This is a genomic window from Klebsiella sp. F11, assembly GCF_056712265.1.
In genome coordinates this window covers 4594605-4607659 of sequence record NZ_CM160060.1, presented here as the reverse complement: position 1 = coordinate 4607659, position 13055 = coordinate 4594605, and the positions used below count along the sequence as shown (strand labels likewise).

Here is a 13055-nt window from a genome sequence, read left to right as displayed (position 1 = left end):
TCGCAGGGCGGAATTCACGAACAGTATATGCGTAAGGCAGGGATGTGGCGGGCCGCAGATTGCGGCCCGCGGCACGGTTTACAGGTACTTTAACCCTACGGAAGGAATATTGCGCCCGTAATAGATTTCGCGCATCTCTTTCCACAGTAAATCGGTAATCGTCCTGCGCTCCTCCTCGCTTAAATCTTCCGGTCGGGTATGGAACATGTAGTGCTTCAGGTCGAACTCCTTCAGCAGCATCTTGCTGTGGAAGATATTTTCCTGATACACGTTAACGTCCACCATGTCATACAGCGCCTTGATGTCGTCGGACATAAAGTTCTGTATTGAGTTAATCTCGTGATCGATAAAGTGCTTCATACCGTTGATATCGCGCGTAAAGCCGCGGACGCGGTAGTCAATGGTGACGATATCGGACTCCAGCTGGTGAATAAGGTAGTTCAGCGCTTTCAGAGGCGAAATAACGCCGCAGGTTGACACTTCAATATCGGCGCGGAAGGTGCAGAGCCCGCCCTCGGGATGGCTTTCCGGGTAGGTGTGGACGCAGATATGGCTTTTATCAAGATGGGCGACGACGGTTTCCGGCAGCGGGCCCGGATGTTCGCTTTGATCGATAAGCTGCGGGTCAATCGGTTCTTCACTGACCAGAATGGTGACGCTGGCACCCTGCGGCTCATAATCCTGGCGCGCGATATTCAGGATGTTGGCGCCGATTATCGAGCACGTCTCGGACAAAATCTCGGTCAGGCGGTTGGCGTTATAGAGTTCATCGATATAGGCGATATAGCCGTCGCGCTCTGCCGCCGTTTTGGCGTAGCAGATATCGTAAATACAAAAACTCAGGCTCTTGGTCAGGTTGTTAAAGCCGTGCAGCTTCAGTTTTTTCAATTTAGTTCACCCCCTTACTTAAGAGCGCTGATGGACAGCGCATCCAGCAGATATTGCGGTAGGGCGAATGCCGCCGTATGAATTGCCGGATTGTAATAGCGGCACTTCAGATTCGCTTTGTGGAAACGCGCCTGGATAATTTCGCCGGAAAGATGGCGCAGCGCGTCGTTATCCGTCGCCCAGGCGAAGGTCATGATGCCGCCGTAATAGGTGGGCACCGCCGCCTGATAGAAGCTGACGTCGCTGAAATAGTGGCTCAGCTTGCGGTGGCTGTCGACGGCTTCATCCTGCTGCAGAAAGCTCACGCCGTTCTGGGCGACGAAAATTCCGCCGGGGTTCAGACAGCGCTTACAGCCGGCATAGAACGCTGAGGTGAACAGGCTTTCGCCGGGACCAATGGGGTCGGTGCAGTCGGAGATGATGACGTCAAACGTTTGCGTCGTCTGGTTAACAAAATTGACGCCGTCGTCGATAACCAGCGTAAAGCGCGGATCGTCGTAGGCGCCGGCGTTGTGGTTTGGCAGATACTGGCGGCAGAAGGAGACCACGCCCGCGTCAATCTCAACCATGGTGATTGTTTCGATATGGGGATGACGGGAGACTTCGCGCAGCATGGCGCCGTCGCCGCCGCCGATAATCAGCACGTGCTTCGCCTGTCCGTGGGCCAGCAGCGGCACGTGGGTCATCATTTCATGATAGATAAACTCATCGCGCTCGGTGGTTTGCACCACGCCGTCCAGCGCCATCACGCGGCCAAAAGCGGCGTTCTCAAAAATGATCAGATCCTGATGATCGGTCTTCTCGTGATACAGCACGTTATCAACGGTAAAATACTGACCAAAATGGTCGTGCAGCGTTTCATGCCACAGGTTGCTATCGGCCACGGCCTGGTTCCTCCTTTGTTAACATCTGTTACACCCGTAAAAACGAGCGCAACATCATAGCCAACTATAGATGAGGATGCACGGCGGATATGTCAGCGATGCGGGCGCGGACAAATACGCCTGAAAATAGAGGGCGATAGCGGGTGGATATCTTTTGCCGGCGAGCTTATTTAGCGACGTTATTTAACGTAAGCCAGCAGGCTTAGGGAATCGCGGGCCAGCGCTTTGCATTTCTTGGGGGTCGAAATCTGGATGCCGCTGAGATCGCGGTAGCTGTCTTCGCCGAGCGCTTTCATATTAAAGCTGTCGTAGTTGCTCAGGTCCCATTGATTCTGTTGAGCAAAGAAGACCAGCGCGCGACGGATCTGGGTATTAGGCAGGTTCTGGTAACCGCAGTCGTTTTTCAGAAAAACAAATACCGCTGTTAAATCAGCCATATCTTCCGCTTCAGACTCGCTTAACGCGTAGCTATTGGCGGATAGTGCAAGCAGGCTGCCGAGCACTAGTGTTCTGCAAAGCGTCTTCATTTTGTTTACCATTGAATCACGGACGAACAAAGTTAGCATACTTCTTTACATGACGCCGAGCTTTATTCTTACTCTTCTGCTTGACCTTCCCGTTGCTGGAGGGTTTAAGCTCAAAAGTTCACCAGCAGAATAAAAGGATGTGAAATGCAACGTCGTGAATTTATCAAATTAACCGCCGCGCTTGGCGCATTCAGCGCGCTTCCGCTCTGGAGCCGCCCGGCGTTTGCCGCCGCTCGTCCGGCATTGCCGATACCAGACCTGCTCGCCGCCGACGCGCGCAATCGCATCACGTTAACCATCCAGTCCGGGAAAACGCAGTTTGGTCCCCATAGCGCGACCACCTGGGGCTATAACGGTAATCTGCTGGGTCCTGCGCTGCGCCTCAAACAAGGGGAGGCGGTCACCGTGGATATTCATAACCGCCTGGCCGAGGAGACCACCGTGCACTGGCACGGGCTGGAGGTTCCCGGCGAGGTTGACGGCGGGCCGCAGGGAGTCATTGCGCCGGGGGCTTCCCGCAGCGTGAGCTTCACGCCGACGCAGCGGGCCGCCACCTGCTGGTTCCATCCGCATCAGCACGGTAAAACCGGACGTCAGGTGGCGATGGGGCTGGCGGGTCTGGTGCTGATTTCCGATGAGGAGAGCGAGCGCCTGCTGCTGCCTAAACAGTGGGGAATCGATGATGTGCCGGTGATCGTGCAGGATAAGCGCTTCACCGCCGCCGGCGAAATTGACTACCAGCTGGATATCATGAGCGCCGCCGTCGGCTGGTTTGGCGATACGCTGCTGACCAACGGGGCGCTCTATCCCGAGCACGCCGCCCCGCGCGGCTGGCTGCGGCTACGTCTGCTTAACGGCTGCAACGCCCGATCGCTGAATTTCGCTACCAGCGACGGCCGGCCGATGTACGTGGTGGCCAGCGACGGCGGGCTGCTTGCCGAGCCGGTCAAAGTGAGCGAACTGCCGGTACTGATGGGGGAACGCTTTGAAGTGCTGGTGGATGCTCGCGACGGCAAAGCCTTCGATCTGCTCACGCTGCCGGTCAGCCAGATGGGCATGGCGATTGCGCCGTTCGATAAGCCGCAGCCGGTGCTGCGCATCCAGCCGTTGGCGATTCAGGCTTCCGGCCAGCTGCCGGATACGCTGGCGACGCTGCCCGGGCTGCCGCCGCTGGCGGGCCTGACCCAGCGCACGCTGCAGCTGTCGATGGACCCGATGCTGGATATGATGGGCATGCAGGCGCTAAGGCAAAAGTACGGCGACGCGGCGGTATCAGGTATGGACCACGGAAACATGATGGACGGCGGCAGCATGGGAAATATGAGCCACGGCGAGATGGGCCAGATGAACCACGCGGATATGGGGCAGATGCACCACGGCGGCGGGTTCGACTTCCACAATGCCAACCGTATCAACGGCAAAGCTTTTGATATGGCCGTGCCGATGTTCGCCGCGGCGAAGGGGCAGTATGAGCGCTGGGTGATTTCCGGCAAAGGCGACATGATGCTGCACCCGTTCCATATCCACGGTACCCAGTTCCGCATCCTGTCGGAAAACGGCCGGCCGCCCGCCGCGCATCGAACGGGGTGGAAAGATACCGTGCGGGTCGATGGCGACGTCAGCGAGGTGCTGGTGAAGTTTGACCACGAGGCGCCGAAGGAGTTTGCCTATATGGCGCACTGCCATCTGCTGGAGCATGAGGATACCGGCATGATGCTCGGCTTTACGGTCTAGCCTGTCTCGCAAAAGAAAAGGCCCGGTTCTCACCGGGCCTTCTGCTCTTCGACTTCAGCGTTTATTTGGCCTCGTCCGGCAGGGCGTAAGCGACGATATAGTCGCCCATTTTGGTCCCGAACGAACCGTGGCCGCCGGCGGAGATGACCACATACTGCTTGCCATCTACCTCGTAGGTCATCGGCGTCGCCTGACCGCCCGCCGGCAGGCGCGCCTGCCACAGCTTCTCACCGTTGCTCATATTGTATGCGCGCAGGTAGTTATCCGCGGTAGCGCCAATAAACAGCACGTTACCCGCCGTGGAGATCGGGCCGCCCAGCATTGGCATGCCGAGGTTAAACGGCAACTGGACGGGCATCGGGAACGGCAGGCTGTCCTGCGGCGTCCCGATGCGTTTTTTCCATACCACTTCGTTGGTCTTCAGATCCAGCGCCGAGATATAGCCCCAGGCCGGCTGTTTGCACGGCAGGCCAAACGGCGACAGGAAGGCGTTGAGGGTCACGCCGTACGGCACGCCATACTGCGGCTGGATGCCGGATTCGGTACCGGAACCTTTGGCATCTTTTGGCGGCTCCATCGGGTTGCCCGGACCGCGTGGGATCAGCTTAGAGACGAACGGCAGCGCCATCGGGTTGGCAATTGCCACCTGGCGGTTCGGATCGACGGAGATACCGCCCCATTCGAACATCCCGAGGTTACCCGGGAACACCAGCGTGCCCTGCTCTGACGGCGGGGTGAAGATACCTTCATAGCGCAGCTGGTGGAAGATAACGCGGCACACCAGCTGGTCGAACATGGTGGCGCCCCACATATCCGCGCCGGTCAGATCTTTCTTCGGCCGGAAGCTCAGGTCGGAGAACGGCTGCGTTTTGTTGACGTAATCGCCTTTCGCCGCGCCCTGCGGAACTGGTTTTTCCGGCGCCGGGACCACCAGCTCGCCGTTACGACGGTCGAGAACGAAGATGTTACCGGTTTTGGCCGGCGCGTAGATAACCGGTACGGTCTTACCGTTGACGTCGATATCTGCGAGGGTTGGCTGCGACGGCATATCCATATCCCACAGATCGTGATGCACGGTCTGGTAGCTCCACGCCAGTTTACCGGTGGTTGCGTTCAGCGCCACGATCGAGCTGGCGAAGCGCTCCTGCTCCGGCGTACGGTTGCCGCCCCAGATATCCGGCGTGGTGACGCCCATCGGCAGATAGATTAAATCCAGCTTCGCGTCATAGGCCGCAGGCGCCCACGAGTTCGGGGAGTTCAGCGTAAAGTGGTGCTGGTCGTCGGGAATCGCGTTCGGATCTTTTGCCGCCGGATCGAATACCCACAGCAGCTTGCCGGTATTGACGTCGAAACCGCGAATCACGCCTGACGGCTCGCGGGTGGAGAAGTTATCGGTCACCGCGCCGGCGATGATAATTGTGGTATCGGTGACGATCGGCGGTGATGTCGGCTCGTACATCCCCGGGGTGGTCACCGGCATATTGGTCTGCAGGTTGAGGATCCCTTTATTGGCAAAGGATTCGCACAGCTGACCGTTGTCGGCGTTAATGGCGAACAGGCGACCATCGTTGACCGGCAGGATGATGCGGCGCGGGCAGTTGGCGACGACATCGGCCGGCGCGTTTTCCGCTTTCGCTTCGTGGTAAGAGACGCCGCGGCAGGTTACGTGCTGGAACGACGGGTCCGAGTTCAGCTGCGGATCGAAGTGCCACTTCTCTTTCCCGGTTGCCGCGTCGAGGGCGAACAAGCGCTGGTGGGCGGTACACAGGTAGAGCATGTTGCCGACCTTAATCGGCGTCACTTCGTTAGTGATCTCACCCGGATCGTTTGCCTGCTTCAGATCGCCGGTGCGGAACACCCAGGCTTCCTTGAGGTTCTTCACGTTATCGGCGTTGATTTGCTTCAGCGGCGAATAGCGCTGGCCCTCCTGGTTACGACCATAGGCCGGCCAGTCGCCGTCGGCAACGGCGGAGATTGGCGCCGCAGGCGTGGCGTCGGCGCTCAGGGTGCCGTTCACTTCCTGCGGATCGTTAAATCCGGCCCAGGTCAGGATGCCGCCGCTGATTAGCAGGGCGATAACCAGCCCGGCCACCGCGCCGGCGGAAGGGACGGGCAGACGACGCCAGACGAAGGGCAAAATCAGCCAGATGCCGAAGAATACCAGGATATCGCTGCGCGGGGTGAGCGCCCAGAAGTCGAAGCCGACCTCCCAGACTCCCCAGACCATCGTGGCAAGAAGCAGCGCGGCGTACAGCCAAAGCGCAGAACGCTTACCGCGCAGCAGCATTACGGTGACGGCGAGCATAACCAGACCGGCAATCGGGTAGTACCAGGAGCCGCCGATAGCGGCCAGCCATATCCCGCCAACTAAAAGATAGAGACCGCAGAACGCGGCAAAGAGAGCAGTCAGCGTCACGACGAGACGCCGCGATTGTTGAGGTTTTGTTTCTGCCATAGAAGGTTACTCGTTTTGTTTGTTAATATTTTAGATGCAATTAATTATAGGATTTAACAAGTGTGATCGGAATCACAAAATGGCTTTTATTATTCCCTGCACCGCAGATTTCTTTTTACTGGTATACTGCTCAGCTTGCCGGTCAACGTCGATGTGAGAGCAGCGGCTTTGATGATTTACATTAAGAATCAAGTGGTTAGTTTAATGAAACATACTGTAGAAGTGATGATCCCGGAAGCCGAGATCAAAGCACGTATCGCCGAGCTGGGTCGTCAAATCAACGAATGCTACAAAGACAGCGGCAGCGAAATGGTGCTGGTGGGGCTGCTGCGCGGCTCATTTATGTTTATGGCCGACCTGTGCCGCGAAGTTCTGGTGCCGCATGAAGTCGATTTTATGACCGCTTCCAGCTACGGCAGCGGTATGTCGACAACCCGCGACGTTAAAATCCTCAAGGATCTGGATGAAGACATTCGCGGTAAAGACGTCCTGATCGTGGAAGACATCATCGACTCCGGCAACACGCTCTCCAAAGTGCGTGAGATCCTCAGCCTGCGCGAGCCGAAATCGCTGGCCATCTGCACGCTGCTCGATAAGCCGAGCCGTCGCGAGGTGAGCGTCCCGGTTGAGTTTGTCGGCTTTGCTATCCCTGACGAGTTCGTGGTCGGCTACGGTATTGATTACGCCCAGCGCTATCGCCATCTGCCGTACGTGGGCAAAGTGGTGCTGCTGGACGAGTAGGGCGCAGGTGAGCAATATGGCGGCACCCGGCTAAGCGGCGCGCCGCCTGCCCGGATACGTAAAGCACGTCGGCTACTTGTGGTTGACGTGCTTAATTTTGAGGTTGGAAATTCCGTGGCGGTAGCGCTGTTCGAGGGTTTCGCGGCTGACGGCGGTCACGTCGAGATCGCGCAGCAGCCCATCGTGAATGCCGTAGGCCCAGCCGTGGATCGTCACCTTCTGCCCGCGTTTCCACGCCGAGCGCATAATCGTTGAGTGGCCCAGGTTATAGACCTGCTCCATCACGTTCAGCTCGCACAGCGTATCAAGCCGGCGCTCTTCGGGCATCTCGCCCAGCAGCGAGCTGTGTTTAAACCAGATATCGCGAATATGCAGCAGCCAGTTATCAATCAGGCCGAGCTCGGTGTTTTCAATCGCCGCCTGCACGCCGCCGCAGCCGTAGTGGCCGCAGATGATGATATGTTCGACCTCCAGCACGTCAACGGCGTACTGCACCACGGAAAGACAGTTCAGGTCGGTATGAATCACCAGGTTGGCGACGTTGCGGTGCACAAACAGTTCGCCAGGCTCGAGGCCGGTTAACCGTTCGGCGGGTACGCGGCTATCAGAACATCCAATCCACAGAAAGCGCGGTTTTTGCGCCTGCGACAGGGTTGCAAAAAAACCGGGATCTTCTTCCACCAGCATTTTTGACCATAGTGCATTATTGCTGATGAGTGTATCTATATCGTTCATGGACGTTCACGGCCTATAACCAGGTAAGTGCGTTGCGCTAATATAGGTTAACCTCACGTTTTTTAAAACAACCCATCGCGTGTCACGACACGAGAAGAGACATTTAATGACCATTGCTCTGGAATTAAAACAGCTGACTAAAACCTACCCCGGCGGGGTTCAGGCGCTGCGGGGAATCGATCTGCAGGTTGAAGCGGGCGACTTTTACGCGCTGCTGGGTCCTAACGGTGCGGGTAAATCCACCACGATTGGCATTATCAGCTCGCTGGTAAACAAAACCTCTGGCCAGGTCAACGTCTTTGGTTACGACCTGCAGAAGGACGTGGTTAACGCCAAGCGTCAGCTCGGCCTGGTGCCGCAGGAGTTTAACTTTAACCCCTTCGAAACCGTGCAGCAGATCGTCGTCAACCAGGCGGGCTACTACGGCGTTGAGCGTAAAGAAGCGGTAAAACGCAGCGAAAAATACCTGAAACAGCTCGATTTATGGGAAAAACGCGGCGAGCGCGCGCGGATGCTATCCGGCGGCATGAAGCGCCGGCTGATGATCGCCCGCGCCCTGATGCACGAGCCGAAACTGCTGATCCTTGATGAGCCGACGGCGGGCGTGGATATCGAACTTCGCCGCTCGATGTGGGGGTTCCTCAAGGATTTGAACGATAAAGGCACCACTATTATCCTCACCACCCACTACCTGGAAGAGGCGGAGATGCTGTGCCGCAATATCGGCATTATTCAGCGCGGGGAGTTGGTGGAGAACACCTCCATGAAGTCGCTGCTGGCGAAGCTAAAATCGGAAACCTTTATTCTCGATCTGGCGCCGAAAAGCCCGCTGCCGATGCTCGAAGGCTATCAGTATCGGCTGGTGGACACTTCAACCCTGGAAGTTGAAGTGCTGCGCGAGCAGGGGATCAACAGCGTATTTTCTCAGCTGAGCGCGCAGGGCGTTCAGGTTTTAAGCATGCGTAACAAAGCCAACCGCCTGGAAGAGCTGTTTGTCACGCTGGTACATGACAGGAAAGGAGAGTCAGCATGATGCAGCTGTACTGGGTCGCGCTGAAAAGCATCTGGGCCAAAGAGATCCACCGTTTTATGCGTATCTGGATCCAGACGCTGGTGCCGCCGGTGATCACCATGACGCTCTATTTCGTCATTTTTGGCAACCTGATCGGTTCGCGCATCGGTGAAATGCACGGTTTCACCTATATGCAGTTTATCGTGCCGGGCCTGATTATGATGGCGGTGATCACCAACGCCTACGCCAACGTGGCCTCCTCGTTTTTCAGCGCTAAGTTCCAGCGCAATATTGAGGAGCTGCTGGTGGCGCCGGTGCCGACGCACGTGGTTATCATCGGCTACGTTGGCGGCGGCGTGGCGCGCGGGCTGTTCGTCGGGATCCTCGTCACCGCGATCTCGCTGTTCTTCGTCCCGTTCCAGGTTCACTCCTGGCTGTTCGTCGGGCTGACGCTGATCCTGACGGCGATCCTCTTCTCGCTGGCGGGCCTGCTGAATGCGGTATTTGCCAAAACCTTCGACGATATCAGCCTGATCCCGACCTTCGTGCTGACGCCGCTGACCTACCTCGGTGGGGTCTTCTACTCCCTGACCCTGCTGCCGCCGTTCTGGCAGGCGCTGTCGTACCTTAACCCGATCGTCTATATGATCAGCGGCTTCCGCTACGGCTTCCTCGGCATCAACGATGTTCCGCTGATTACCACCTTTGGCGTACTGGTGGTGTTTATCGTCGCCTTCTATCTGCTGTGCTGGTCTCTGATCCAGCGTGGACGCGGCCTACGCAGCTAGCGGGCCGTTTCTGGCGCTTCGCTGCGCGATTAGGCGAAGCGCCAGCGGCTAATCTTGACTGACATCACCGACATCAATCATTCCCCTTGTTAAATTAGCCTCCTGCTAAGGAGGTAGGCGATGTTAGGTTGGGTTATTGCGTGTCATGACGAGAAGGCGCAGGAGCTGTTGGACCGGCTGGAAAAAAGATATGGGCCGCTGGTGCAGTGTCGGACGGTGAACTACTGGCGTAACCTCAGCAGCAATATGCTGAGCCGGATGATGTGCGACGCCCTGCACGCGGTCGATAGCGGCGATGGGGCGATCTTCCTGACCGATGAAACCGGCGCGGCGCCGTATCGGGTCGCGGCGCTAATGAGCCATAAGCATACCCACTGCGAAGTGATTTCCGGAATCGACTATCCATTGTTAGAGCAAATGTATCTTCTGCGCGAGAGCCTGAGCAGCGCAGCGTTTCGCGAGGCGATAGTTAGCGTCGGAGGCCCGGCCGTCAGCAGCCTCTGGCACCAGCAGCAAAAAAATCCGCCTTTCCGCCTGCAGCATGAAGCGTTCGGCAATTAGGCGTTGGTATTGATGGCGCTTTTGTTACAATGGCGGCAGTTTTTTCCAGCGGTTAGACGTCGATGTTTGCCCGAATCCTTGCTCTGCTCCTCCTGCTGACTTCGCTCAGCGCCTCCGCCAGCCTGTTAAGCCAGCAGGGCGTGCCTGCTCGCTATATGCAAGTCTCCGAAGACGCGGCGATCTGGGCGCAGATCGGTAATGAGGTGGTCAGCGTCGGCAATATCCGCGCCGGGCAAATTATTGCCGTGGTGCCGACCTCCGCCGACTATTATGAGTTCAGCTTCGGCTTTGGCACCGGCTTTATCGATAAAGGCCATCTGGGGCCGGTGCAGGGCAAGCAGCGGGTGGAGGACAGCCTCGGCGATTTGCACAAGCCGCTGAGCAATCAAAACCTGCTCACCTGGAAAGATACCCCGGTCTACGACGCGCCATCCAGCGGCAGCGCGCCGTTCGGCACCCTGGCGAATAATCTGCGCTATCCGATAATCAGCAAGCTAAAAGATCGGCTCAATCAGACCTGGCTGCAAATTCGTATCGGCAATCGCCTGGCGTGGGTCAGCAGCCTCGACGCCCAGCAGGATAACGGCATTCCGATCCTCACCTATCACCATATCCTGCGTGATGAAGAGAACACCCGCTTTCGCCATACCTCGACCACCACCTCCGTTCGCGCCTTCAGCAACCAGATGACCTGGCTGCGCGACCAGGGCTACACCACCCTGACCATGTATCAGTTGGAAGGCTACGTGCGCAATAAGATCAACCTGCCGGCGCGCGCGGTGGCGATCACCTTTGATGACGGCCTGAAGTCGGTCAACCGCTACGCCTGGCCGATCCTCAGGCAGTATGGCTTTCACGCCACGGCGTTTATTATCTCCTCGCGTATTAAGCGCCACCCGCAGAAGTGGGATCCGAAATCGCTGCAGTTTATGAGTGTTTCTGAGCTAAAGCAGATTCAGGACGTCTTTGACGTCCAGTCCCATACCCACTTCCTGCACCGGGTTGACGCCCTGCGTCATCCGATTCTGCTGAGCCGCAGCTACCACAACATCCTGTTTGATTTTGAGCACTCGCGCCGCGCGCTGTCGCAGTTTAATCCGCACGTGCTCTATCTCTCCTATCCATTTGGCGGCTATAACGCTACGGCGGTGAAGGCGGCGAACGACGCCGGTTTTCATATGGCGGTGACCACGGTGAGAGGGAAGGTGAAACCGGGGGATAATCCGTTCTTATTGAAGCGGCTCTATATTCTGCGCACCGATTCGCTGGAGACGATGTCGCGGCTGATCAGCAACCAGCCGCAGGGGTAGCTCGACGCCCGTCCTGAACAGGGCGTCGCAAGGCATCAGGCAACCTGGACCGGAATGGCTTTGGCCTGGCGCTTCATCTCGTTGTCGCCTTCAAAATAGGCCACCTTTGGCCGCCAGCTGTGGGCTTCTTCATCGCTCATGGTGACGAAGCTGGCGATGATCAGAATATCGCCGACGCTGGCGCAGTGCGCCGCCGCGCCGTTAACGGAAATGATTCTGGAACCGCGCTCGGCGGCAATGGCGTAGGTGGTGAAGCGGTTACCGTTGGTCACGTTCCAGAGATGGATCGCCTCATTTTCGAGGATCCCGGAGGCATCAAGGAAATCCTGGTCAATAGCGCAGGAGCCTTCATAGTGCAGATCGGCCTGGGTGACTTTTACGCGGTGGAGTTTGCCCTGCAGCATATTACGAATCATAGTGTCTACCTTTATTCCCGTCATACTTCAAGCGGCATACAGGCTGGCTGCACTCGAACTATTGCGGGTATCTACCTGACGAAAACGAAGCGGATGTCGCATCCGCTTGAGCAAATGCCGGGCAGTATTGCCCGATTTTTAACCTTTGTCTACCGGCCGAGCTCGACGATTTTATTGTCGATAAGCCGCGCCTGGCCAAGCCATGCTGCCATCAGGAGCACCGCCCGCTGGCTGGTCTCGGTGAGCTCCAGCAGCGTATCGGCATCGCGGATCTGAATATCGTCAGAGCGGAAGCCCTTTTCGTCCAGCTCCTGCCCGGCAAGGGTGATCATTTCATCCAGGTTACGGTCGCCGGCCGCCAGCTTTTCCGCCACGCTATTCAGCACTTTATACAGCCCTGGAGCGATCTTGCGCTGGTCAGCGGTCAGGTAGCCGTTGCGTGAACTGAGCGCTAAGCCATCTTTGGCGCGGATAATCGGTACGCCGATAATCTCGATATCGTAGCCCATGTCGGCAACCATCTTGCGGATCAGCGCCAGCTGCTGGAAGTCCTTCTCGCCAAAGCAGGCGACGTCCGGCTGTACCAGGTTGAACAGCTTGCTGACGATGGTGGAGACGCCGCGGAAGTGGCCCGGACGGCTGGCCCCTTCAAGCATGGTCGACAGGCCGGGAACATCGACGTAGGTCTGATTTTCGGTGCCGTGCGGATAGATCTCCGCCGGAGCCGGTGCGAATACGAAGTCCACTTTGCGTTTGTTCAGCTTCTCGCAATCGTCCTGCAGCGTGCGCGGGTAGCGCGTCAAATCGTCGGGGCGGTCGAACTGCATCGGGTTCACGAAAATGCTGACCACCACGACGTCAGCGCTGGCTTTCGCTTCATCAACCAGCTTCATATGACCGTCATGCAGGTTGCCCATGGTAGGGACCAGCGCAATGCGCTTGCCTTCCTGACGTAAACGGCGGATATGCTGACGCAGCAGCGGCAGGGATTCAATAATCAGCAC

Annotated in this window: 13 protein-coding genes; 6 read left to right on the top strand and 7 right to left on the bottom strand. The window is 57.5% G+C overall.

Annotated features, from left to right (window positions below; translation table 11 throughout):
- Positions 1-78: 78 nt before the first annotated feature.
- The 3 genes from speD to AC1M2H_RS22700 form a co-directional block, all read right to left on the bottom strand.
- Positions 79-888 (bottom strand): adenosylmethionine decarboxylase, encoded by an 810-nt coding sequence (speD, locus tag AC1M2H_RS22710; RefSeq protein WP_480149148.1) that lies wholly within the window; start codon positions 886-888, stop codon positions 79-81.
- A gap of 14 nt (positions 889-902) precedes the next feature.
- Entirely contained in the window at positions 903-1772 is an 870-nt protein-coding gene (gene speE / locus AC1M2H_RS22705) for a polyamine aminopropyltransferase (RefSeq protein ID WP_480149147.1), read from the bottom strand.
- 179 nt (positions 1773-1951) lie between these two features.
- On the bottom strand, positions 1952-2299 hold the full coding sequence (locus AC1M2H_RS22700; RefSeq protein WP_072051901.1) for a YacC family pilotin-like protein: 348 nt from the start codon (positions 2297-2299) through the stop codon (positions 1952-1954).
- 144 nt (positions 2300-2443) lie between these two features.
- Between AC1M2H_RS22700 and cueO the strand changes: the two genes are divergently transcribed.
- A complete protein-coding gene (cueO, locus tag AC1M2H_RS22695; protein WP_480149146.1) occupies positions 2444-4033 on the top strand; it encodes a multicopper oxidase CueO in 1590 nt (529 codons plus the stop codon).
- A gap of 61 nt (positions 4034-4094) precedes the next feature.
- On the opposite strand, the gene AC1M2H_RS22690 is transcribed toward cueO, so the two are convergent.
- A complete protein-coding gene (locus tag AC1M2H_RS22690; RefSeq protein ID WP_480149145.1) occupies positions 4095-6488 on the bottom strand; it encodes a glucose/quinate/shikimate family membrane-bound PQQ-dependent dehydrogenase in 2394 nt (797 codons plus the stop codon).
- A gap of 204 nt (positions 6489-6692) precedes the next feature.
- Between AC1M2H_RS22690 and hpt the strand changes: the two genes are divergently transcribed.
- Entirely contained in the window at positions 6693-7229 is a 537-nt protein-coding gene (gene hpt, locus AC1M2H_RS22685) for a hypoxanthine phosphoribosyltransferase (RefSeq protein ID WP_480149144.1), read from the top strand.
- A gap of 72 nt (positions 7230-7301) precedes the next feature.
- Here the strand turns inward: hpt and can are convergent, their stop codons facing one another.
- Positions 7302-7964: a carbonate dehydratase gene (can, locus tag AC1M2H_RS22680; RefSeq protein WP_045859826.1), complete on the bottom strand. Its 663-nt coding sequence runs from the start codon at positions 7962-7964 to the stop codon at positions 7302-7304.
- 106 nt (positions 7965-8070) lie between these two features.
- On the opposite strand from can, the gene AC1M2H_RS22675 reads away from it, so the two are divergent.
- The 4 genes from AC1M2H_RS22675 (at position 8071) to AC1M2H_RS22660 (ending at position 11635) form a co-directional block, all read left to right on the top strand.
- Positions 8071-8997, top strand: a complete 927-nt coding sequence (locus AC1M2H_RS22675) for an ABC transporter ATP-binding protein (RefSeq protein ID WP_480149143.1) — start codon at positions 8071-8073, stop codon at positions 8995-8997.
- Positions 8994-9764 (top strand): ABC transporter permease, encoded by a 771-nt coding sequence (locus tag AC1M2H_RS22670; protein ID WP_480149142.1) that lies wholly within the window; start codon positions 8994-8996, stop codon positions 9762-9764. Before AC1M2H_RS22675 ends, AC1M2H_RS22670 begins: the two co-directional genes overlap by 4 nt.
- A 120-nt stretch (positions 9765-9884) precedes the next feature.
- Positions 9885-10325: a PTS sugar transporter subunit IIA gene (locus AC1M2H_RS22665; RefSeq protein ID WP_480149141.1), complete on the top strand. Its 441-nt coding sequence runs from the start codon at positions 9885-9887 to the stop codon at positions 10323-10325.
- A 62-nt stretch (positions 10326-10387) separates the two neighbouring features.
- The gene (locus tag AC1M2H_RS22660; protein WP_480149140.1) at positions 10388-11635 is read left to right on the top strand and encodes a polysaccharide deacetylase family protein; all 1248 of its coding nucleotides are present in this window, start codon (positions 10388-10390) and stop codon (positions 11633-11635) included.
- 35 nt (positions 11636-11670) lie between these two features.
- On the opposite strand, the gene panD is transcribed toward AC1M2H_RS22660, so the two are convergent.
- Together panD and panC are read right to left on the bottom strand one after the other, a co-directional pair.
- The gene (gene panD / locus AC1M2H_RS22655) at positions 11671-12051 is read right to left on the bottom strand and encodes an aspartate 1-decarboxylase (RefSeq protein WP_480149139.1); all 381 of its coding nucleotides are present in this window, start codon (positions 12049-12051) and stop codon (positions 11671-11673) included.
- Positions 12052-12200: 149 nt separating this feature from the next.
- Positions 12201-13055: a pantoate--beta-alanine ligase gene (gene panC / locus AC1M2H_RS22650; RefSeq protein WP_480149138.1), complete on the bottom strand. Its 855-nt coding sequence runs from the start codon at positions 13053-13055 to the stop codon at positions 12201-12203.

What these genes read in the sequence shown, in the direction of transcription:
- AC1M2H_RS22700 (WP_072051901.1), bottom strand. Translation starts at nt 2,299, where the DNA reads ATGAAGACGCTTTGCAGAACACTAGTGCTCGGCAGCCTGCTTGCACTA.
- cueO (WP_480149146.1), top strand. Translation starts at nt 2,444, where the DNA reads ATGCAACGTCGTGAATTTATCAAATTAACCGCCGCGCTTGGCGCATTC.
- AC1M2H_RS22690 (WP_480149145.1), bottom strand. Translation starts at nt 6,488, where the DNA reads ATGGCAGAAACAAAACCTCAACAATCGCGGCGTCTCGTCGTGACGCTG.
- hpt (WP_480149144.1), top strand. Translation starts at nt 6,693, where the DNA reads ATGAAACATACTGTAGAAGTGATGATCCCGGAAGCCGAGATCAAAGCA.
- can (WP_045859826.1), bottom strand. Translation starts at nt 7,964, where the DNA reads ATGAACGATATAGATACACTCATCAGCAATAATGCACTATGGTCAAAA.
- AC1M2H_RS22675 (WP_480149143.1), top strand. Translation starts at nt 8,071, where the DNA reads ATGACCATTGCTCTGGAATTAAAACAGCTGACTAAAACCTACCCCGGC.
- AC1M2H_RS22670 (WP_480149142.1), top strand. Translation starts at nt 8,994, where the DNA reads ATGATGCAGCTGTACTGGGTCGCGCTGAAAAGCATCTGGGCCAAAGAG.
- AC1M2H_RS22665 (WP_480149141.1), top strand. Translation starts at nt 9,885, where the DNA reads ATGTTAGGTTGGGTTATTGCGTGTCATGACGAGAAGGCGCAGGAGCTG.
- AC1M2H_RS22660 (WP_480149140.1), top strand. Translation starts at nt 10,388, where the DNA reads ATGTTTGCCCGAATCCTTGCTCTGCTCCTCCTGCTGACTTCGCTCAGC.
- panD (WP_480149139.1), bottom strand. Translation starts at nt 12,051, where the DNA reads ATGATTCGTAATATGCTGCAGGGCAAACTCCACCGCGTAAAAGTCACC.